General features: G+C 70.0%; 16 protein-coding genes, 1 pseudogene and 1 riboswitch. Of the genes and pseudogenes, 9 read left to right on the forward strand and 8 right to left on the reverse strand.

The genetic code is table 11. The features are described 5' to 3' along the window. From ACL02U_RS01035 to ACL02U_RS01045, 3 genes are all read right to left on the reverse strand, one after another. Window positions 1-1,127, reverse strand: a 1,127-nt coding sequence (locus tag ACL02U_RS01035) for a cystathionine gamma-lyase (RefSeq protein WP_412788639.1), incomplete at its 3' end; no start/stop codon positions are given. Further along, window positions 1,124-1,654 carry a low molecular weight protein-tyrosine-phosphatase gene (locus ACL02U_RS01040; RefSeq protein ID WP_412788640.1) on the reverse strand — a complete coding sequence of 177 codons (531 nt, stop codon included), beginning with the start codon at window positions 1,652-1,654 and terminating at the stop codon, window positions 1,124-1,126. The genes ACL02U_RS01040 and ACL02U_RS01035, both read right to left, overlap by 4 nt. Window positions 1,655-1,659: 5 nt before the next feature. Continuing rightward, complete coding sequence (locus ACL02U_RS01045) at window positions 1,660-2,037, reverse strand: phage holin family protein (RefSeq protein ID WP_412788641.1); 378 nt, start codon at window positions 2,035-2,037, stop codon at window positions 1,660-1,662. Window positions 2,038-2,106: 69 nt separating this feature from the next. Between ACL02U_RS01045 and ACL02U_RS01050 the strand changes: the two genes are divergently transcribed. From ACL02U_RS01050 to ACL02U_RS01065, 4 genes are all read left to right on the forward strand, one after another. Continuing rightward, complete coding sequence (locus ACL02U_RS01050; protein ID WP_412788642.1) at window positions 2,107-2,424, forward strand: cupin domain-containing protein; 318 nt, start codon at window positions 2,107-2,109, stop codon at window positions 2,422-2,424. Between the two features lie 168 nt (window positions 2,425-2,592). Then, window positions 2,593-2,805 (forward strand): DUF5326 family protein, encoded by a 213-nt coding sequence (locus ACL02U_RS01055; protein WP_412788643.1) that lies wholly within the window; start codon window positions 2,593-2,595, stop codon window positions 2,803-2,805. 332 nt (window positions 2,806-3,137) lie between these two features. After that, the gene (locus ACL02U_RS01060) at window positions 3,138-3,863 is read left to right on the forward strand and encodes a helix-turn-helix domain-containing protein (protein WP_412788644.1); all 726 of its coding nucleotides are present in this window, start codon (window positions 3,138-3,140) and stop codon (window positions 3,861-3,863) included. A gap of 97 nt (window positions 3,864-3,960) precedes the next feature. After that, window positions 3,961-4,407, forward strand: coding sequence for an SsgA family sporulation/cell division regulator (locus ACL02U_RS01065; RefSeq protein WP_412788645.1), 447 nt, complete (start codon window positions 3,961-3,963; stop codon window positions 4,405-4,407). 222 nt (window positions 4,408-4,629) lie between these two features. On the opposite strand, the gene ACL02U_RS01070 is transcribed toward ACL02U_RS01065, so the two are convergent. Then, entirely contained in the window at window positions 4,630-6,117 is a 1,488-nt protein-coding gene (locus tag ACL02U_RS01070; protein ID WP_412788646.1) for a YibE/F family protein, read from the reverse strand. A 71-nt stretch (window positions 6,118-6,188) separates the two neighbouring features. Further along, window positions 6,189-6,364: riboswitch (TPP riboswitch) on the forward strand. Between ACL02U_RS01070 and thiC the strand changes: the two genes are divergently transcribed. Then, complete coding sequence (gene thiC, locus ACL02U_RS01075) at window positions 6,357-8,171, forward strand: phosphomethylpyrimidine synthase ThiC (RefSeq protein ID WP_412788647.1); 1,815 nt, start codon at window positions 6,357-6,359, stop codon at window positions 8,169-8,171. (Overlaps the previous riboswitch by 8 nt.) 114 nt (window positions 8,172-8,285) lie before the next feature. Here thiC and ACL02U_RS01080 read toward each other — a convergent pair whose 3' ends face one another. The 3 genes from ACL02U_RS01080 to ACL02U_RS01090 all read right to left on the reverse strand — a co-directional run bounded on the left by ACL02U_RS01080 (window position 8,286) and on the right by ACL02U_RS01090 (window position 11,941). Then, entirely contained in the window at window positions 8,286-9,149 is an 864-nt protein-coding gene (locus ACL02U_RS01080; protein ID WP_412788648.1) for a hypothetical protein, read from the reverse strand. Window positions 9,150-9,342: 193 nt separating this feature from the next. Next, the gene (locus ACL02U_RS01085) at window positions 9,343-10,425 is read right to left on the reverse strand and encodes a metallophosphoesterase (protein ID WP_412788649.1); all 1,083 of its coding nucleotides are present in this window, start codon (window positions 10,423-10,425) and stop codon (window positions 9,343-9,345) included. Window positions 10,426-10,828: 403 nt separating this feature from the next. Beyond that, complete coding sequence (locus ACL02U_RS01090; protein WP_412788650.1) at window positions 10,829-11,941, reverse strand: LacI family DNA-binding transcriptional regulator; 1,113 nt, start codon at window positions 11,939-11,941, stop codon at window positions 10,829-10,831. Between the two features lie 458 nt (window positions 11,942-12,399). Here ACL02U_RS01090 and hisC point away from each other — a divergent pair, with 458 nt between their 5' ends. Continuing rightward, complete coding sequence (gene hisC, locus ACL02U_RS01095) at window positions 12,400-13,479, forward strand: histidinol-phosphate transaminase (protein WP_412788651.1); 1,080 nt, start codon at window positions 12,400-12,402, stop codon at window positions 13,477-13,479. A 338-nt stretch (window positions 13,480-13,817) separates the two neighbouring features. Here hisC and ACL02U_RS01100 read toward each other — a convergent pair. After that, window positions 13,818-14,006, reverse strand: a pseudogene (locus ACL02U_RS01100) (cyclophilin-like family protein); the annotation flags it as partial. A 375-nt stretch (window positions 14,007-14,381) separates the two neighbouring features. Between ACL02U_RS01100 and ACL02U_RS01105 the strand changes: the two are divergent. The 3 genes from ACL02U_RS01105 to cydD all read left to right on the forward strand — a co-directional run bounded on the left by ACL02U_RS01105 (window position 14,382) and on the right by cydD (window position 20,547). Further along, the gene (locus tag ACL02U_RS01105; RefSeq protein ID WP_412788652.1) at window positions 14,382-15,890 is read left to right on the forward strand and encodes a cytochrome ubiquinol oxidase subunit I; all 1,509 of its coding nucleotides are present in this window, start codon (window positions 14,382-14,384) and stop codon (window positions 15,888-15,890) included. 20 nt (window positions 15,891-15,910) lie between these two features. Continuing rightward, a complete protein-coding gene (gene cydB / locus ACL02U_RS01110) occupies window positions 15,911-16,930 on the forward strand; it encodes a cytochrome d ubiquinol oxidase subunit II (protein WP_412788653.1) in 1,020 nt (339 codons plus the stop codon). A gap of 92 nt (window positions 16,931-17,022) precedes the next feature. Then, window positions 17,023-20,547 (forward strand): thiol reductant ABC exporter subunit CydD, encoded by a 3,525-nt coding sequence (gene cydD / locus ACL02U_RS01115; RefSeq protein WP_412788816.1) that lies wholly within the window; start codon window positions 17,023-17,025, stop codon window positions 20,545-20,547. The last annotated feature ends 217 nt before the right edge of the window (window positions 20,548-20,764 follow it).

The raw sequence follows: 20,764 nt of genomic DNA on the forward strand, positions 1-20,764 counted from the left end.
CGTGCCGATTCCTCCAGCGCCCGCAGCACATCCGCCACCAGGTCGTCGGGATCCTCGGCGCCGACCGAGAGCCGGATGAACCCCTCCGGCACGGCGTCGCCGCCCCAGCGTCCCCGCCGCTCGGCGGTGGACCGCACCCCGCCGAAACTGGTGGCGTCGTCCACGAGCCGCAGTGCTTCGAGGAAGCGGTCGGCCCGCGCCCGGGTGGAAAGGGTGAAGGAGACGACGCAGCCGTAGCCCTGCATCTGCCGCGAGGCGATCTCGTGCGCAGGATCGTCGAGCAGTCCCGGGTAGCGCATCCGGGCGATGTCGGGATGCTTCCCCAGGACTTCGGCCACCTGCAGGGCGGTGGCGTTCTGCCGGTCGACGCGCAGTTGCAGCGTGGCGATCGAACGGTGCGCGAGCCAGGCCTCCATGGGGCCCGGAATCGCCCCGACGATCTTGCGCCAGCGCCGTACCCCGGCCATGGCCTCGTTCCTCCGGCCGACGACATAGCCGAGCAGGACATCGCCGTGGCCGGTGAGCTGCTTGGTCCCGCTGGCAACGGCGAAGTCGGCACCCAGACTCAGCGGTCGCTGCCCGAGTGGAGTGGCGAGCGTGTTGTCCACGGCGACGAGCGCGCCGCGTGCGTGTGCCGCCTCGGCGAGCCTGCGGATGTCGCACACGTCCAGGCCGGGGTTGGACGGCGACTCGATCCACAGCAGTTTCGCGCCGTCGAGGACGTCGAGTTGGGCGTCCCCGCCGGTGGGCGCGGTGCGTACCTCGATGCCGTACGCCTCGAGCTGGGCGCGGGCCAGCGGCAGCGCCTGGTACCCGTCGTCGGGCAGCACGACCGCGTCCCCGGTGCGCAGCTGGGAGAAGAGGACTGCGGAGACGGCGGCCATGCCGGATGCGAAGACCAGCGTCTCCGCATCCGCACCCGGCGCCTCCAGCTCGCCGATGGCCCGCTCCAGCAGCGTCCAGGTGGGGTTCTCGTCTCTGCCGTAGGTGTACGGGCCGGTCGGGTCGCCCGGCAGATGGAAGTGGGCGGCGAACGTCGGACCGGGCAGGGTCGGCTCGTGCTTCACGGGATCGGGCAGCCCCGCCCGTACCGCGCGCGTGCCGTCGCCCGTGTCGGGAGTGCTCATGCCGCCCGTCCTTCCAGATCCTTGCGTACCGCGGCGAGGAGTCCGGTGCTCGCCGCCTCCACCATCTCCAGGCACTCCTCGAAGCCGTCCGTGCCCCCGTAGTACGGGTCGGGCACGTCGAGCTCGGGCGCGGAGGCGCCGGGCGCCGAGCCGCCGCCCGCCCCGGGGGCCATTGCGCCGGAGTAGGAGCGCAGCAGACGCACCTTGGCCGCGGCTGCCTCGGTGGGAGCCAGGTGTCGCAGAGTCCTGAGATGACCGGTGTCCAGGGCGATCACCAGATCGAGTCCGGAGAACCAGGAGGGCTCGAACCGGCGGGCGGTGTGCTCGGTCTCGTAGCCGTTGTCCCGCAGGACCGCGACGGCACGGGGATCCGCACCGTCGCCCTCGTGCCACCCACCGGTGCCGGCGCTCTCCACTTCGACCCGGCCGTCGAGGCCGGCCTCCGCGACGCGGGCGCGGAAGACGGAGGAGGCCATCGGGGAACGGCAGATGTTGCCGGTGCAGACGAAACAAACGCGATAGGTCATGCGGTTCAGTCCCCGTCGGGAAGGACGATGTTCAGGGCCCAGGAGACGATCGAGATGATCAGTCCGCCCAGCAGGGCGGCCCAGAAGCCGTCGACGTGGAAACTCAGGTCGAGCTGATCGCACAGCCAAGAAGTCAGCAGCAGCATGCACGCGTTGACGACGAGGGTCACCAGACCGAGCGTGAGGATGAACAGGGGGAAGGTCAGGACCTTCACGATCGGTTTGACGAGGAGGTTCACCAGACCGAAGACGAGGGCCACGAGAAGCAGGGTGCCGATCTTCTTGCCCGTGCTGTCCCCAGTCAGGGTGATCTTGTCGAGCAGCCATACGGCGACTGCCAGGGCGCCGGCGTTTGCGATCGTCTTGACTACGAAATTCTTCATGTGTCTGATCGTGGCAGACAGAACCGGCCGTGAGCAGATGTGTGTGAGAGGTAGGGGCGGACGACCGCGATGAAGGCATTCCGACTGGACGAACTGGAGGCGGAGCGCGCCGCCAACGACGGTGCCTACCTGCAGTTCCTGCGGGAACGGAACATGTCGGTCGGCCTGTACGCGCTGAACGCCGGCGACCGCGATCCGCAGCAGCCGCATCGCCAGGACGAGGTGTACGTCGTCGTGAGCGGGCGGGCCTCCCTCACGGTCGGCACGGAGACCTCCGACGTGGCCCGCGGCAGCGTCGTGTACGTGCCCGCCGGAACCACCCACAGGTTCCACCACATCAGCGAGGATCTGAGGGTGCTCGTGGTCTTCTCTCCTCCGGAGAGCTGACGGGCGGTCCCGGGATCCCTAGGGGATCGGTCAGGGGAGTACGGGGGACGGAGAGCGCCCGTCCCGCTCCCGCGCGCCCTAGCATCGAAGCAGGACAGCAACGATCCCCGGCACGCACCGGGTTCGACGGCCCGGACCAGGACGGGCGGAGAGGTTGAGGCGAGGACGATGCAGGAGATCTTCGCGGGGCTCCCGTGGTGGGTGAAGTGGATCGCGGTGCCGGTCATCGCTCTGGTCGTGTTCGGTGGCCTGATAGTCACAGTGCTGGGCATCGTGATCAGCCTGCTCTTCAAGGCGCTGGTGTTCGTCGCGCTGGTCGGTGGCCTGATCTACGTGGTCCGGAAGTTCACGGCGAGTTCGTCCTCACGTAACGACTGGTGAGCGCGCCGGGTGACCGGCGATCGTTGCGGACGGGCCACCTGTTCCCTCGGCCGAGGGAAGTTTTCCGGACATTCTGTGCTTCCGTGGTGACGGAAGGTTAAAGTCCGGAACTCCGCGCGGAACCCCCGCGCGCGGCGCCCATCCCGCACCCGTGTTTCCCCGGCACGGGCTCCCCTCGCGCTTCGGAGCCATCCTTGGTCACGGTTGACACCGCACCCGCGGACCTGCGCCCGCCGGCGGCGCAGACCCGTCCTGTCGCGCCTCCGCTCCAGCGGCCGGCATCCTGCGGCGCTGTCGGCCCGGCCGGTCCCGCCACCACTCTGATCGGTTCCGTGCAGCGTGCGATGCGTCTGCTGGAGGCGGTTGCCGAGCACGCCTACGGCGCTCCCGCCAAACAGCTGGCCCGCGAGACCGGGCTCGCCCTTCCCACGGCCTACCACCTGCTCCGGACGCTGGCGCACGAAGGCTATCTGCGCCGGGAGAAGGGGCTGTTCTTCCTGGGTGAGTCGGCCGAGCGGCTGGGCAGTAGTACAGCGGCGCAGAAACGTCGCAGCACGATCGTGGAGATGGTCGGACACTGGCGTGATGTGATCGGTGTGCCCGTGTACTACGCGCTCTACCGGGAGGGCGAGATCCATGTCATGTGCGTCTCGGACACCCCGGGCAATGCGGCGGTCGAGGAATGGGCCGACTTCCGGCAGACCGGTCACGCGCACGCCGTCGGTCAGTGTCTGCTCTCCCAACTGGACGACGGGGCCCGACGTGACCATCTGGAGCGCTATCCGCCGCAGTCCCTCACCCCCTACACCGTCTCCGACGGGGGCGCCCTGCTGAGGCGACTGGAGCGGTTGGGGCGGATGGAGCCGGTGCTCGAGCGGCAGGAGTACGCGCTGGGGACGGTCTGCGCCGCCATCCCGGTCACCGCGGGGGCCAGCGCCGCGACGTTCGCCCTCTCGCTCCCCGTTCAGCGGGCCGACCGGCTGCTGCCTGCGGCGCGGCGGTTGCACGACGAGGTGGGGCGACTGCTGGGCACGCTGGCGATCTCTATCAGCATCTGAAAACTTACTCCTTGTGATCTAGCGAACACTTTGAGCAAAATGTCGTCAGTGTCAAGGGGTCATTCCCGGCCAGCCGACAGTGAAGACGGGGTAAGCGATGAGCGGGTCCGCAGAGGCAGTGCAGGCAGAGGTCATGATGAGCTTCCTCGTGTCCGAGGAGCTCTCCTTTCGGATCCCGGTGGAACTGCGTTACGAGACCCGCGATCCCTACGCCGTGCGGCTGACCTTTCACTTGCCCGGTGACGCGCCGGTGACCTGGGCCTTCGGTCGTGAGCTGCTGATCGACGGCGTCGCCGGGCCGTGCGGCGAAGGCGACGTACAGGTCGCACCCGCCGAACCGGACGTCCTCGGCGAGGTCCTGATCCGGCTCCAGGTGGGGTGCGACCATGCGCTGTTCCGCTCGTCGGCCGCGCCGCTGCTCGCCTTCCTCGACCGCACCGACAAGCTCGTGCCGCTGGGGCAGGAGGGCGCCCTCGCCGACTTCGACGCCCATCTCGACGAAGCCCTCGGCCGCATTCTGGCGGAGGAGCAGAACGCGGGCTGAGGCATGCCGGACATGCGGCAGAGGCGGTCCGCGCCATCGTCGCCGGAGTGCAGGAACGCTTCTTCAAGATGGTGAAGCCGTAGCCCTGCCGCCTGGACGGGCCGGCCGCTCCGCCCTCCCGTGCCGACGCCACGCCGGGGATGCGGAAGTGCCCCGGAGCCGTCCCGGTCGTCAGGCGCCGGGTGCGAGGGCAGACCGCTCGACAGGCGGACGGCCGACCGGTCAGGGTTTGCGCCGCCGCCCCCGACCGCCACGGGCCAGGGCGGCCGGCGGGTGTGAACCCGCCGGCCGGCCCGCGCCCGTGCCCGCTCCGGCCGACACCGGTCGGGTGCGGTCGGCTGCCACCACCAGGGCCGCCAGAACGGTGGTGACCGGCACGGAGGCGACCAGACCGATCGAGCCGACCAGTGTGCGCACGATCTCCTCGGCGACCAACTCGCTGCCGGCGACCGTCCCCACGCTGCTCTGCGCGATCGAGAAGAGCAGCAGCAGTGGCAGGGCGGCGCCCGCGTAGGCCAGGACCAGCGTGTTGACGACGGAGGCGATGTGGTCGCGTCCGATGCGGATGGCCGAGCGGTACAGCCCGCGCCATCCCATCGACGGATTCGCCTCGTGCAGTTCCCACACCGCCGAGGTCTGCGTGACCGTCACGTCGTCGAGGACGCCGAGCGAGCCGATGATGACCCCGGCCAGCAGCAGACCGCTCATGTCGATGGAGGGATAGAGTCCGTGGATCAGGCCCGTGTTGTCGTCGGTGTTGCCGGTGAGTGCGGCCCAGCCGATGAACACGGCACCGACCAGCCCGGTCAGCAGCAGTGAGATCAGGGTTCCGAGTACCGCCACCGACGTCCGCGCGGACAACCCGTGGCTGAGGTAGAGCGCGATCAGCATGATGGCGCTCGATCCGACCACCGCCACCACCAACGGGTTCGCCCCCTCGAGGATGGCGGGCAGAATGAAGAAGTTCAGCAGCAGGAAGCTGATGGCCAGCGCGACGAGCGCCATCACCCCGCGCATCCGGCCGACGATCACGACAGCGAGCGCGAAGACTCCGGCGAGCAGGGCCATCGGGAACCGGCGGTCGACGTCGGCGACCGAGTACTGCAGGTCCTTGGGCGCCGAGGGCTCGTAGGCGACCACGACCCTCTCGCCACTGTGCAGTTGCCGTGACTGGTCCGGCTGGACGATCTCGGTGAACGTGCGGCCCTTGTCCTTGCCGGTGTCCACCCGGATGGTCGCCTTCCGGCAGGCGTTGCCCCCTTCCTGCCGGGTCGAGTCGCCTCCGGCGTCGGCCGTGCCGTCCGGGGCTCCTGCTCCCGCGGCGTGGACGGACGCGCAGCTCACCCCGTCCACCCTGGTGACCGTCGCCTGCTGGGTCTGCCGGTCGAATCCCACGCCGGTGCGCTGGTGCGGCGGAGCACCTGCGGGCCACAGCACCACCAGACCGACGACCACGGCCGCGGCGAACGGCACCAGGACGGCCGCGATGACCTTGCGCAGGTGCCGGGAGACGGGAGCGGCCGGACCGTGGCCGTGCCCGTGCCCGTGCCCGTGCCCGTGCCCGTGCCCGTGCCCTTGCGCTGGACCGTGTTGGTGGCCCTCCCCGTGCCCGTGTCCGTGGTCGTCTCCGACATCCGGGGTCCGGTCCTCCGAGTCCGGACCCGGCTGTGGTCCCGGTGGCGGATACGCATGCTGACGAGTCGTGGTCACCGAGCGATCATCGCAAGAACAAAGGGGGCCCTCTGTTCACCGCGCCCGAAATGACGCTAGCGTGGAGGCACCTTTGCACACGCGGGAGCTCGGAGCACCGGGCTGAGAGGGCGCTGACGTCCGTCTTTGCGATGTTTCACGTGGAACGAGCGATGTTCCACCGAAATCTCGAAGACGGTGGCCGCTGCGTCGACCGCCGAACCTGTTACCGGGTAATGCCGGCGTAGGGAGTAGGTCTCATGACCGACAAGGACGCACGCACGCCTGCCTCCGCTCAGATAGCGGCCGAGGGATCGGCCGATACGGGGGCCGGGAAGTCCATCGGCTGGCACAAGGGATACGTCGAGGGCTCGCGCCCCGACCTCCGGGTGCCGGTCCGCCAAGTGCACCTCACCAACGGGCAATCCGTCACGCTGTACGACACATCGGGGCCGTACACCGATCCACTCGTCGACACCGATGTCCGCAGGGGCCTGGTCCCGCTGCGGGAGAACTGGATCATCGCCCGCGGCGACACCGAGGAGTACGCGGGCCGCCCGGTCCGTCCTGAGGACGACGGGATCAAGCACACCGCGCCGCGGGGCGGTCTGCGCAACCTCGACGCCGTCTTCCCGGGACGTCCGCGTCAGCCGCGTCGCAGCCGTGACGGAGCGCCGGTGACGCAGCTCGCCTATGCCAGGCGAGGGGAGATCACGCCGGAGATGGAGTTCGTGGCCGTCCGGGAGAACGTGTCCCCCGAGGTCGTCCGGGAGGAGATCGCCGCCGGCCGGGCGGTACTTCCGGTGAACGTCAACCACCCGGAGATCGAGCCGATGATCATCGGCAAGCGGTTCCTGGTGAAGGTCAACGCGAACATCGGCAACTCGGCTGTGACCTCCTCCATCGAGGAGGAGGTCGAGAAGATGACGTGGGCGACACGCTGGGGCGCTGACACGGTGATGGACCTGTCCACGGGGCGCAACATCCACACCACGCGCGAGTGGGTGCTGCGCAACTCTCCCGTACCGATCGGCACCGTGCCGCTCTATCAGGCGCTGGAGAAGGTCGACGGAAAAGCCGAAGAGCTGACCTGGGAGATCTACAAGGACACCGTCATCGAGCAGGCCGAGCAGGGCGTGGACTACATGACCGTCCACGCGGGCGTCCGCCTCCCCTACGTACCGCTCACCGCGCAGCGGAAGACGGGCATCGTCTCGCGAGGCGGATCGATCATGGCGGCTTGGTGCCTGGCGCACCACAAGGAGTCGTTCCTGTACGAGAACTTCGAGGAGCTCTGCGAGATCCTCGCCGCCTACGACGTCACGTACTCCCTCGGCGACGGGCTGCGGCCGGGTTCCATCGCGGACGCCAACGACGAGGCGCAGTTCGCGGAGTTGCGCACGCTCGGGGAGCTCAACCGCATCGCCAGGCGCTTCCACGTGCAGACCATGATCGAGGGCCCGGGGCACGTCCCGATGCACAAGATCAAGGAGAACATCGACCTCCAGCAGGAGATCTGCGACGAAGCTCCGTTCTACACGCTCGGTCCGCTGACGACGGACGTCGCTCCGGCCTACGACCACATCACCTCCGGCATCGGTGCCGCGATGATCGCCTGGTGGGGTACGGCCATGCTCTGCTACGTCACGCCCAAGGAGCATCTCGGCCTGCCCAACCGGGACGACGTCAAGACGGGCGTCATCACCTACAAGATCGCCGCGCACGCCGCCGACCTCGCCAAGGGACACCCGGGTGCGCAGGAGTGGGACGACGCGCTGTCCGACGCGCGCTTCGAGTTCCGCTGGGAGGACCAGTTCAACCTCGCCCTGGACCCGGACACGGCACGGGAGTTCCATGACGAGACCCTGCCGGCTGAGCCCGCCAAGACGGCTCACTTCTGCTCCATGTGCGGGCCGAAGTTCTGCTCGATGAAGATCAGCCAAAGCATCACGGAGCGGTTCGGCGGTGCTGCGGCTGAGGAGGCGTCTCCCGAGGAGGTCGCCGAGGGGATGCTGCAGAAGTCGAAGGAGTTCGCGGAGAGCGGGAACCGGGTGTATCTGCCGATCGCGGACTGAGGCCGCCGGGCGGCACTCGTGGTGGTGCGCTCACGGGTGCCGCCTGCCGGGGCGGCCCAACCGTCCCGGCCGGCCTGGGCCCCGGCCGGTTCGCGGCGCGGAGCAGTCGTTCGGCTACTCCGGCTGGTGGTCCGGGCCTCCGAAGTCAGGGCTGCTGAAGTCGGGGCTGCTGAAACTGGGGCGCCGGCCGGCGACGGTGCCGTCCTCCGGGCTGCTGAAGCCCGGCCGGTCGTAGCCCAGCCGGGGCATGCGTCCTTGCGGCGACGGTGCGGTGGCCCGCATCGCGGCCGTACCGGGGTCGGCCAGCGCCTCCCGCAGAAACGGAAGGATGCCGCGGTCCAGCAACGCCTCGCGCCAGGCGTTCTGCGCCTGGGCCACCTCCTTGCGCCCGGCGCTGTAGGAGCCGGAGTCGGAGGACGGCCGGTTGCGCAGCGCGGTGATCAGCAGGCCGGCGGTGGCGATGAGGATGGCGACCGCGGTCAGCGCGCCGAAGGCCCAGCCGACGGTGAGCATGGTCCGGGCGAACGCCGCTTGCGGGTCCAGCATCTTCAGGAGGTAGCCGACCAGCAGGAATATCACCGCTGCCGTGCCGGCGAGAACGGGCGCCAGGACCGCCACGACGGCGACGGCACCCGCACCGGATGCTTCGGCGACCTCTTCGACCGTGGCGGCGAGGCCCGCTGCACGGGTGTCCGGCTCCGCCCCGTCGTCGGTGCCGTCGGCTTCCGGGGCGGGCGGTTCCGGGTGGCGGAGCGCCTCGCGGACCTTGACGTAGTGCTGGTACTCGGTCGCCGCGGCGGCCGTGATGAGTGCGGTGGCGTTGAGCGCCATGGTCCGCAACTGTTCCGGGTTGAGTCGTTGTCCGACAGCGGCCAGTTCCGGGTGGTGTGGTGCGGAGCGCAGCGCCTCATCGAGGATTCGCTCGAATTCCGGGCGGTCCTCGCTGAGAAGATGCTGCGGAAGGTTGTTCATGTGCATCCCCCGATGCTCCGTAGGGCTTGGGGCTCGCATGCCAACGAGCCGTCGGGCAGAAACGGAGGGGAGCCTGCTACGGACATGCCGATGGTAGAGCCGCTACGGCAACCGGTGACAGGGGGTTTCCGGAAATTGCGTCCGGTTCTGCGCCGTTCGCCGTCGGCGCGCGGTGGGCGTCCGACCGGTAGGTGACAGGTCAGTCGGGCGGCGGCAGTTCCCGGACCAGCAGCTTTCCGGCCATCGTCACTCCACCGTCCATCGCGATGGCCAGTCCGTCGGCGTAGACGTGCGGGCCCTCGACGACGGGGTCCCTGCTGTCCTCGCCGTCCTCCGAGCCGACCTCGCCCAGCAGGTACGGGATGGGGCTGTGGCCGTGCACGATGCGCTTGCCGCCGTAGGTGTCGAGCAGGGAGCGCACGGCGTCGGCGCCGCCCTCGTCGCGGAAGGAGAAGCGCCGGGTGAGCTTGCGGAACAGGTCCCAGCACTGGTCCGCGTCGTTGCGGGTGAGGGTTTCGCGGACGGTGTCGTTGACCGCCTCGATCGAGTCCCCGAAGTCGAGGTAGGCGGTGGTGTCCGAGTGGACCAGGAGGTAGCCGTTCACCTCCTCGACCGCGTCGAGGCGGGCCATCCACTGCAGGTGGTGGTCCTGCAGGCGGTCCATGTCGGTCTTCTGGCCGCCGTTGAGCAGCCAGGCGGCCTGGAAGGTGGCGGTGCCCGCACCGGAGTTGACGGGCGTGTCGCCGAACCGCTTCGCACCGAGCAGCAGCAGCTCGTGGTTGCCCATGAGCGCCTTGCAGTAGCCGCCCGCCGCGGCCGCCTCCGCGGACAGCCGCATCACGAGGTCGATCACGCCGATGCCGTCCGGGCCGCGGTCGGTGAAGTCGCCGAGGAACCAGAGCCGGGTGGTCCCGGCGCACCAGTGCCCGTCCGCGTCGATCAGGTCCTCGGCCCGGAGGGCGGCGACCAGTTCGTCGAGGTAGCCGTGCACGTCGCCGACCACGTAGAGGGCACCCGGGCGAACGTCCGGCTGCTGGGCCGGTACGGATGCGGCCGGGCCGACGGGCACCTGGACGGTGTCACCCCGATTGATGACGGGGAGATCGCGCTGTGTGGGGGTGTACCCCTCCGGGGGGTCCGTCCGGTCCGCCGGGCCGAGAGCCTCCTCGGGGTCGGTGCCGGGCGGGTGCGGACCGGCCTCGTGGACGTACGCCGGCACCCGGAAGTCGCGCAGCGTCGCCGTCCGCTCCGCCTCGGATCCCTGACCGGCCCCCTGAGTCATCGACCCCTCCACCATCGCGCCGCAGCTGCACCGCATCGGACTGCCTGGTCGCAGCGGCCCGCGGTGTCGTGGGCCCATCATAGGAACGCGGATCGCGCCGTGTGATGACCCAGGGGTGGTGAATCGGAGCAAGACTCCGGTTCACCGTGGCTTTCGCCCCGATTGGGAAGGTGTGACCCGCCGGGCGTCCCCGGGGCCGCCGGGTCCCGAGGTACCGGGAACCGGGAGACCATGCCGTGCGGACGGCGCGCCGCCTTGCGGGCGACCGACGGCGCCGCCGGGAGGCGTCCGGCCCCCGTGTGCACACGGTGCCGTCGCCCGCCCCGACGGTCCGGCCGACCCTCCAGGGAGCCTCCCGGCCGGTGCTGCGGGCCCGGGGCGCAGCCGTTCCGGTCGGCCTCCGTCACCCTTCCTCCGGCGCTCGGGGCGGGCTGACCGTCCTCCGCGGGGCCCGGCGCTGGGAGGAGGTGCGCACGATCATCTCGGTCGGTATCACCTGCTCGACCGGCTGGTCCGATTCGAGTCCCTCGATGGCGTCGATGAGCAGCTGGACGACGGCGGTGCCGATGCGCCGGGGTTTCAGGGACAGGGTCGTGATGGGCGGCTCGGTGCTGGCGTAGACCGTGGACTCGCTGCAGCACACCAGCAGCAGGTCCTCGGGGACGCGCAGTCCGTACCGGCGGGCGGCGGCGAGCAGATCGGTGCCGTTGGGGTCGAACAGGCCGTACACGGCGTCGGGTCGGTCCGGCCGGGCCAGCAGCCGGTCCGCGGCGACGGCGCCGGCACAGGGGTCGTGCGCGGGGTAGGCCTCGTAGACCGGATCCTGGCCCACCCGCTCGCACCAGCGCAGGTAGGCGGTGGTCGACAGGTGTGTGTAGGTGTCCGTCGTCGTGCCGGTCAGGAGTCCGATGCGGCGGGCTCCGGCGTCGGCCAGGTGGTCCAGGATGCCGAGGACGGCGGCTTCGTGGTCGTTGTCCACCCAGGCGGTGACCGGGAGAGTGCCGGCCGGCCGGCCGTCCGAGACCACCGGTAAACCCTGTTTGACCAGTTCGCTGACGACCGGGTCCGTGTCGGAGGGGTCGATGACGACCGTGCCGTCCAGGGCGACGTTGGACCACACGTCGTGGCGGGAGGTCGCGGGGAGGATGACGAGCGCGTATCCGCGGGCGAGCGCGGCGGAGGTGGCGGCGCGCGCCATCTCCGCGAAGTACGCGAACTCTGTGAAGGTGAAAGGTTCATCCCCGTATGTCGTCACCGTCAGGCCGATCAGGCCCGATTTACCGGTGCGGAGGGTGCGGGCCGCCGCGGAAGGCCGGTAGCCGAGTCGCTCGGCCACCTCGCGGACATGGCGCCGTGTGGCATCGGGGAGCCTGCCTTTGCCGTTCAGGGCATCGGAGACGGTCGTGATGGAGACTCCGGCGGCGGCGGCCACGTCTCTGATGCCCGCCCGGCCCGGCCGGCTTCCTCGGCGTGAGGTTTCCGCGCGGCTCACCTGGTGCTTCCCTGCTGCTGTCATGGCGAGCCGATAGTAGGGCTCATGCGGTGGGGTAGGGCGGACGCATATGCACGCATTGACAGGCACGTTTCTGCATGATCATAAGCGGGCAACTGCCATGGAAATCAAGGCAGTTGAAAGTTTCAACAACAAGACATGCCGTGTCGACGCGCGGAGGCCTGCCAAGCTCGTGATGTTTCGAAGAGGTCTCAACTCACCTTCACGAGGGATGCGCGCTACGGCGCGAGCCACCGGCGCGTAGATATATGTGATGCGCGCCCCCCGATTCGCGCACTTCGAAGGCGTTCATGTGCTGATGCCTCTGTTGCGAGGGAGGGCGGAGGGGCGGTGAGGTTTCGTGCCCGGAACCGGCTTTTCCCCGCTCACCTGTACGCAGCCGCGCGGAATCCTCATAGGGTGAGCAGTATTGGATGCCGGCGGCGGTGACGGGGCCGCCGGTGGTCGCGAGGAGGACTGCGGTGAGCGAGACGAGCCCCAAGCTGCGCGCTGAGCTGGAGGGTATCCCCACCTACAAGCCGGGCAAGCCCGCCGCGGCCGGTGGCCCGGTGGCCTACAAACTGTCCTCCAACGAGAACCCCTACCCCCCGCTGCCCGGCGTGATAGAGAGTGTCACGGCCGCAGCCGACTCCTTCAACCGCTACCCCGACATGGCGTGCACCGCGCTCATGAACGAGCTCTCCGACCGGTTCGGCGTCCCGCTCTCCCACCTGTCCACCGGAACCGGTTCGGTCGGAGTCGCCCAGCAACTGCTCCAGGCGACGTCCGGCCCGGGTGACGAGGTCATCTACGCCTGGCGCTCCTTCGAGGCCTACCCGATCATCACGCAGGTCAGCGGGGCCACCTCCGTGCGAGTGCCGCTGACACCGGGCGATGTGCACGACCTGGACGCGATGGCCGACGCCATCACCGAGCGCACCCGGCTGATCTTCGTCTGCAACCCGAACAACCCCACGGGTACGGTCGTCCGCCGGGCCGAACTGGAGCGGTTCCTGGACCGGGTGCCCGGGGACGTGCTGGTCGTGCTGGACGAGGCCTACCGGGAGTTCATCCGCGATCAGGAGGTTCCGGACGGCGTCGAGCTGTACCGCGACCGGCCGAACGTCTGCGTGCTGCGCACCTTCTCCAAGGCCTACGGCCTGGCCGGCCTGCGGGTCGGTTTCGCCATCGCCCACGAGCCGGTGGCGGCTGCCCTGCGCAAGACGGCGGTGCCCTTCGGGGTCAGCCAACTGGCGCAGGAGGCGGCCGTCGCCTCCCTGCGGGCGGAGGACGAGCTGCTGGGGCGGGTCGGTTCGCTGGTGTGCGAGCGCACGCGAGTGGTGGACGCGCTGCGCGCCCAGGGCTGGACGGTGCCCGAGACCCAGGCCAACTTCGTGTGGCTGCGGCTGGGCGAGCAGACCGCCGCCTTCGCGGCCTCGTGTGAACAGGCCGGTGTGGTGGTCCGGCCGTTCCCGGGCGAGGGGGTGCGCGTGACCATCGGGGAGAACGAGGCGAACGACATCTTCCTGAAGGTGGCGGGGGAGCTCCGCAAGGAGCGGTAGTTCCTGAAGGCGGCGGGGAGAGTTCCACGCGGAGTGGTAGGCCTGGCCGGCGAGAGGCCCAGCGCCGGTCGCGGCCGGCTCCGCCGTTTACCCGGTGCGGGTCCGCGACAGGGCCGGATCCCTCCCCGCCCACGGGCGAGATTCCGATCGCACGTGGCCGCTGAGCGCGGTGAGGCCTGCACCGCACGAGCTCGGACGCCTGTCCCGCACGAGTTCGGAAGCCCATCCCCGTACCCGGAAGCCCATCCCCGCACCCATCCCCGCACCCGGAAGCCCGTCCGGCGCTCGGATGCCGGTCTTGCACCCGGACGCCGCGCTGTTCGCGCCTGCGCCGGGTGTCAGGAGTCCGTGACCTCCACCCGCATCAGGTCATCGTCGTGGACCGTCGCCAGCCGACCGGGGTCGCTGTCGAGGCGGCCGGAGACGTTGCAGCGGGTCGCCAAGCGGTACTCCTTCTCCAGGGAGAGGGGCGTGGGCCTGTATGCCAGCGCGAGGGAGTGGCCGTCCGTCGAGAAGGCCGCGGTGCCGGGCTCGACGACCTACTGGGCATAGGTTTCACGTGGAACAGCGACCGACCAGGAGATCCGTACCCGTATCGGCGTGACGCAGGTCTCGGTGTGCGAGGTGTGCATGCCGCGGATTCAACGACGTGTTGAAGTTCCTGGCGCCCTCTGAGCGGTCGGCAGCAGGAGGGGGTGCGGCGCCAGGTGCGCAATGGTTCCCCCTGGTGGGGCCGGTCGGGGTCGCCTCAGGGACCCCCCACCCCTGCGGTATCGAACGGGCATGCGCCATAATTGCTTGTGAATGTGAACGCGTTCACAAGCGTGTCTCGATTGCTCCGCCATTGAGGGCGGCAAAAGGGGCAAAATGCCGCCGTACCGCGGCGATGTAAGGAGAACGACGTGGACCTGGCTCTGGCGCCGGAGACACTGGCGCGCTGGCAGTTCGGCATCACGACTGTCTACCACTTCCTCTTCGTCCCCCTGACGATCTCGCTCGCCGCCCTCACGGCCGGCCTGCAGACCGCCTGGGTGCGCACGGAGAAGGACAAGTACCTCAGGGCGACCAAGTTCTGGGGCAAGCTCTTCCTGATCAATATCGCGATGGGTGTCGTCACCGGTATCGTGCAGGAGTTCCAGTTCGGTATGAACTGGTCGGACTACTCCCGCTTCGTCGGTGACATCTTCGGGGCCCCGCTCGCCTTCGAGGCCCTGATCGCTTTCTTCTTCGAGTCGACCTTCATCGGCCTGTGGATCTTCGGCTGGGACAAACTGCCCAAGAGGATTCATCTGGCCTGCATCTGGATGGTCTCGATCGGCACGATCCTGTCGGCGTACTTCATCCTCGCGGCCAACTCGTGGATGCAGCACCCGGTCGGCTACCGGATCAATCAGGAGAAGGGGCGCGCGGAGCTCACCGACTTCTGGGCAGTCCTCACCCAGAACACCGCGCTCAGCCAGGTCTTCCACACCCTGACCGCGGCATTCCTGACCGGTGGCGCCTTCATGGTCGGCATCGCCGCCTTCCACCTGGCCCGCAGGAAGCACATCCCCGTGATGAAGACCTCGCTGCGACTGGGCCTCGTCACCATCGTGATCGCCGGTCTGCTCACCGCGATCAGCGGCGATACGCTCGGCAAGGTCATGTTCAAGCAGCAGCCGATGAAGATGGCGGCTGCCGAGGCGCTGTGGGACGGCCAGGAGTCCGCGCCCTTCTCGATCTTCGCCTACGGCGACGTGGAGAAGGGGCACAACGACGTCGCCATAGAGGTTCCGGGCCTGCTGTCCTTCCTCGCCAACGACGACTTCCACTCGTACGTGCCCGGCATCAACGACGTCAACAAGTCCGAACAGCAGAAGTACGGCCCGGGCGACTACCGCCCGGTGATCCCCGTCACCTACTGGGGCTTCCGCTGGATGATCGGCTTCGGTATGGCCTCGCTCGCCGTCGGAGCGGCCGGGCTGTGGCTGACCCGCAAGAAGTTCCTGCTCCCCCAGCATCTGCGGGTCGGTGAGGACGAGGTTCCGCACCTGGTCCTGTTCAGGAACAAGGCGCTCGGTCCGGACCTGACGAAGTGGTCCTGGCGCATCGCGATCTGGACTCTGGGCTTCCCGCTGATCGCCAACTCCTGGGGCTGGATCTTCACCGAGATGGGCCGACAGCCGTGGGTCGTCTTCGGCGTGCTGCAGACCCGCGCCGCGGTGTCGCCCGGAGTGTCCCAGGGCGAGGTCCTCACCTCGCTGGTCGTTTTCACCGCTCTCTACGCGATCCTCGCGATCATCGAGGTGAAACTGCTCGCCAAGTACGTCAAGGCCGGACCGCCGGAACTGACCGACTCCGACCGGAATCCGCCCACGAAGATCGGCGGCGACTCCCGTGACGCCGACAAGCCGATGGCCTTCTCGTACTAGGCCGAGGGAGCTCAACAGTCATGGAACTGCACGACGTCTGGTTCGTCCTGATCGCCGTCCTGTGGACCGGCTACTTCTTCCTGGAGGGGTTCGACTTCGGAGTCGGCATCCTCACCAGGCTGCTCGCCCGGGACCGGACCGAGCGGCGGGTGCTCATCAACACCATCGGCCCGGTCTGGGACGGCAACGAGGTGTGGCTGCTCACGGCCGGCGGCGCGACCTTCGCCGCCTTCCCCGAGTGGTACGCCACCCTGTTCTCCGGCTTCTACCTGCCGCTGCTGCTCATCCTCCTCTGCCTGATCGTCCGGGGCGTCGCCTTCGAGTACCGGGCGAAGCGGTCCGATGAGCACTGGCAGCGGAACTGGGAGACGGCGATCTTCTGGACCTCACTCCTCCCCGCCTTCCTGTGGGGCGTGGCGTTCGGGAACATCGTGCGGGGCGTGAAGATCGATCAGAACCTGGAGTACGTCGGGAACTTCTGGGACCTGCTCAACCCCTACGCCCTCCTCGGCGGCCTGGTGACGCTGACCCTGTTCACCTTCCACGGTGCGGTGTTCACCGCCCTCAAGACGGTCGGCGAGATCCGGGAGCGGGCACGGACGCTGGCCCTCCGGGTGGGCGCCGCCACCGCCGTGCTGGCACTGCTCTTCCTGGTGTGGACGCAGGTGGACAACGGTGACGCCAAGAGCCTGGTCGCGCTGGTGGTGGCCGTCCTGGCACTGGTCGGTGCGCTGGCGGCCAATCAGGCCGGCCGGGAAGGCTGGTCGTTCGCCCTGTCCGGTGTCACCATCGTGGCCGCGGTGGCGATGCTCTTCCTGACGCTCTTCCCGAACGTCATGCCGTCCACACTGAACGAGGACTGGAGCCTCACCGTCACCAACGCCTCCTCCAGTCCCTACACCCTGAAGATCATGACCTGGTGCGCAGGGGTCGCCACCCCGATCGTTCTGCTCTACCAGGGATGGACCTACTGGGTGTTCAGGAAGCGGATCGGCACGCAGCACATCGCCGCCGACGCCGCAGCCGAGTCCCTGCACTGAGTCTGACCGGGAGGGGGTTTCACGATGCTCCGTGACGTGTGCCGTGTCACGCACGATGTTCCACGTGAAACGCCCTCCCTGTGTCGAAGGGCATGTTCCACGTGAAACCTGTCGATCCACGACTTCTCCGCTACGCCCGAGCCACCCGCCTCTTCCTCCTGTCGGTCGTCGGCCTCGGTGCTGTCGGCGCGGCACTGGTCATCGCTCAGGCGATGCTCATCGCCGAGACGGTGGTCGGAGCCTTCCAGCAGGGCATGTCGGTCGCCGAGCTGCGCACTCCCCTGCTCCTGCTGGTGGCTGTCGGCTGCGGGCGTGCGCTGGTCTCCTGGCTCACCGAACTGGCCGCCCACCGGGCGAGCGCGGCGGTGAAGTCGGAGCTGCGCGGCCGTCTGATGGAGCGGGCCACCGCACTGGGTCCCGGATGGCTGGGCGGACAGCGGACCGGGTCCCTGGTCAACCTGGCCACCCGAGGGGTCGACGCCCTTGACGACTACTTCTCCCGCTACCTGCCGCAGTTGGGGCTCGCGGTGGTCGTGCCGGTCGCGGTGCTCGCCCGGGTCGTCACGGAGGACTGGGTCTCGGCCGCCATCATCGTCGCCACCCTTCCGCTCATCCCGGTCTTCATGATGCTGATCGGCTGGGCCACACAGGCCCGTATGGAGCACCAGTGGCGGCTGCTGTCCCGGCTGTCCGGCCACTTCATGGACGTCGTCGCCGGACTGCCCACGCTGAAGGTCTTCGGCCGGGCCAAGGCGCAGGCCGAGTCCATCCGTCGGATCACCGGCGACTACCGGCAGGCGACCCTCAAGACCCTGCGCATCGCCTTCCTCTCCTCCTTCGCCCTCGAACTGCTCGCCACGCTCTCGGTCGCCCTGGTCGCCGTGTCCATCGGGATGCGCCTCGTCCGCGGCGAGATGGACCTGTACACCGGACTGGTCATCCTCGTGCTCGCGCCGGAGGCATACCTGCCGTTGCGGCAGGTGGGCGCGCAGTACCACGCTGCCGCCGAAGGTCTGGCGGCGGCGGAGGAGATCTTCGCCGTGCTGGAGACGCCGCCGCCGGTCTGCGGATCGGCTTCCGTGCCCGCGGGCGGCATCGCCTTCGAGGAGGTGACGGTCCGCTATCCAGGCCGGGCCGCCGACGCCGTGACGAGGATGTCGTTCGCCGTGGCGCCCGGGGAGACAGTCGCGCTCGTCGGCCCCAGCGGTGCAGGGAAGTCGACACTGCTGCACACCCTGCTCGGATTCGTCCCCCCGGTGGCCGGCCGGGTGCGGGTGGGGGGCGCCGACCTGGTCGATCTGGACCTGGAACAGTGGCGAGCGCGCGTCGCCTGGGTGCCGCAGCATCCCCACCTGTACGCCGGCACCGTGGCGGAGAACGTCCGGCTGGCGCGGCCGGGCGCCGACGACATCGCCGTACGACAGGCGCTGTCCGACGCCGGTGCGCTCGACTTCGTCGACTCCCTGCCGGACGGGCTTGAAACGGTGCTGGGCGAGGACGGGGCCGGGCTCTCCGCCGGGCAGCGCCAGCGGCTCGCGTTGGCCCGGGCCTTCCTCGCCGACCGGCCGGTACTGCTGCTGGACGAGCCGACGGCCGCACTCGACGGACGGACCGAGGCCGATGTCGTGGCCGCGGTACGCCGACTGGCGGTCGGCCGCACCGTACTGCTGGTGGTGCACCGGCCCGCTCTGCTGGCGGTGGCGGACCGGGTGGTACGGCTCGCGGAACCCGCCGAGCAGCCCGCCGACTCGACCGCATCCCGTCCGCTCCGCGCACCCGGTGCGGACCGGCAGCCGGACCGTGCCGCGGCCGTGCGGGCCGTCGCGTCCGAAGAGCCCGTGACCGCGGTGGCGCCGTCGACCGGCCGCTCGGTCCTGGCCCGCGTGCGCGCGATGTCCGGTCCCCGGCGCGGCCGCCTCCTGCTCGCGCTGCTGCTCGCCGGCCTGGCCCTGGGAAGCGCCGTCGGCCTCATGGCCACGTCGGGGTGGCTGATCTCGCGGGCCTCCCAGCAGCCGCCCGTGCTGTACCTGATGGTCGCGGTGACGGCGACCCGCGCCTTCGGTATCGGGCGGGCCGTGTTCCGCTACGCCGAGCGGCTGGTCTCCCACGACGCGGTGCTGCGCATGCTGGCCGACACCCGGGTCGCGGTCTTCCGGCGACTGGAGCGGTTGTCACCGGCAGGACTGCGCGGTTCCCGGCGCGGCGACCTCCTCGCACGGGTCGTGGCCGACGTGGACGCTCTCCAGGACTACTGGCTGCGCTGGCTGCTGCCTGCGGGCACGGCCGTGCTGGTCTCGGCCGCGTCCGTCGGCTTCACCGCCTGGCTGCTGCCCGAGGCGGGCGCCGTGCTCGCCGCCGGGCTGCTGGCCGCCGGTGTCGGTGTGCCGCTGCTCACCGGCGCCGTGGCGCGCCGTGCCGAGCGCCGCCTCGCACCCGCCCGCGGAGAACTCGCCACCCGAGTGGCCGACCTGCTCACGGGCACCGCGGAGCTGACGGTCGCCGGTGCGCTGCCAGCCCGCACGGCCGCCGCGAAGCAGGCCGACGGAACTCTCACCCGGATCGCTTCCCGTGCGGCGACCGCCACTGCGCTCGGCGCCGGACTGACCGCTCTGGCCTCCGGGCTGACGGTCGCCGCCGCCGCTCTGGCGGGCGCCCGGGGAGTCACCGAGGGCCGGCTGAGCGGCGTGGCCCTGGCCGTCGTCGTCCTCGTGCCGCTGGCCGCCTTCGAAGCCGTCCTCGGGCTGCCGGCGGCGGTCCAGTACCGGCAGCGGGTCCGCAGGAGCGCCGAGCGCGTGTACGAGGTGCTGGACTCCCCCGAGCCCGTGCGGGAACCCGTCCGGCCGCTCCCGGCGCCCCCGAACCCCTTCCCGGTCGTCCTCCGGAACCTGACCGCACGCCATGCCGGACAGCAGCGCGACGCCCTGGCCGGTCTCGACCTGACCCTGGTACCCGGGCAGCGGATCGCCGTGGTGGGGCCGTCCGGCTCCGGAAAGACGACCCTGGCGCAGGTGCTGCTGCGCTTCCTGGACGCCGACGCGGGTAGCTACACACTCGGTGGGACGGACGCCCGCTCCCTCGACGGCGACGATGTGCGTCGGCTGGTCGGGCTGTGTGCGCAGGACGCCCACCTCTTCGACAGTTCGGTCCGGGAGAACCTGCTGCTGGCCAGGAAGGACGCGACCGAGGAGGACCTGCGCGACGCGCTCGCCCGGGCCAGGTTGCTGAACTGGGCCGACAGCCTTCCCGACGGCCTGGACACGATGGTGGGCGAGCACGGGGCCCGGCTGTCGGGCGGCCAGCGGCAGCGGTTGGCGCTGGCCCGCGCCCTTCTCGCCGACTTTCCCGTGCTGGTGCTGGACGAGCCGGCCGAGCACCTGGACCTGCCCACGGCCGACGCGCTCACCGCCGACCTCCTGGCGGCCACCGAGGGACGGACGACGCTGCTCATCACCCACCGCCTCGCCGGGCTGGAGGCGGTGGACGAGGTGGTCGTCCTGGCCGACGGCCGGGTGGTGCAGCGCGGCGCCTACGGGGAGCTGGCCGTGGTGGACGGTCCACTGCGGCGGATGATCGAGCGCGAGGAGGCTTCCCAGGAGCTCCTGGCGGCCGCGCGGTAGCCGAGCCCGCACGGCGCGCCGCGGACCCCGGTCTGCGCCCGCTCCCCGAACCCCGTTTGCGCCCGCGCCCCCGCACCCCGTTCACTGCTCCGCTCCCGGACCGGGCGGGCCCTCCCCGCCGTCGGTGTGGGAACGGTCCCGTGCGGACACCCGGTCAGAGCCTCCTCGCGGCAGGCTCGTTGACCCGTTCGGGGCGCTGGATCCCCCAGCCGTACGA

Origin of the sequence: Streptomyces sp. MS06 (genome assembly GCF_047200655.1) — a bacterium.
GTDB lineage: Bacteria > Actinomycetota > Actinomycetes > Streptomycetales > Streptomycetaceae > Streptomyces.

Excerpts from the sequence above, each read along its gene's own strand:
- ACL02U_RS01040 (WP_412788640.1), bottom strand. The coding sequence starts at position 1,654 with ATGACCTATCGCGTTTGTTTCGTCTGCACCGGCAACATCTGCCGTTCC.
- ACL02U_RS01045 (WP_412788641.1), bottom strand. The coding sequence starts at position 2,037 with ATGAAGAATTTCGTAGTCAAGACGATCGCAAACGCCGGCGCCCTGGCA.
- ACL02U_RS01050 (WP_412788642.1), top strand. The coding sequence starts at position 2,107 with ATGAAGGCATTCCGACTGGACGAACTGGAGGCGGAGCGCGCCGCCAAC.
- ACL02U_RS01055 (WP_412788643.1), top strand. The coding sequence starts at position 2,593 with ATGCAGGAGATCTTCGCGGGGCTCCCGTGGTGGGTGAAGTGGATCGCG.
- ACL02U_RS01065 (WP_412788645.1), top strand. The coding sequence starts at position 3,961 with ATGAGCGGGTCCGCAGAGGCAGTGCAGGCAGAGGTCATGATGAGCTTC.
- thiC (WP_412788647.1), top strand. The coding sequence starts at position 6,357 with ATGACCGACAAGGACGCACGCACGCCTGCCTCCGCTCAGATAGCGGCC.
- ACL02U_RS01080 (WP_412788648.1), bottom strand. The coding sequence starts at position 9,149 with ATGCACATGAACAACCTTCCGCAGCATCTTCTCAGCGAGGACCGCCCG.
- ACL02U_RS01085 (WP_412788649.1), bottom strand. The coding sequence starts at position 10,425 with ATGACTCAGGGGGCCGGTCAGGGATCCGAGGCGGAGCGGACGGCGACG.
- ACL02U_RS01090 (WP_412788650.1), bottom strand. The coding sequence starts at position 11,941 with ATGACAGCAGCAGGGAAGCACCAGGTGAGCCGCGCGGAAACCTCACGC.
- cydB (WP_412788653.1), top strand. The coding sequence starts at position 15,911 with ATGGAACTGCACGACGTCTGGTTCGTCCTGATCGCCGTCCTGTGGACC.
- cydD (WP_412788816.1), top strand. The coding sequence starts at position 17,023 with ATGTTCCACGTGAAACCTGTCGATCCACGACTTCTCCGCTACGCCCGA.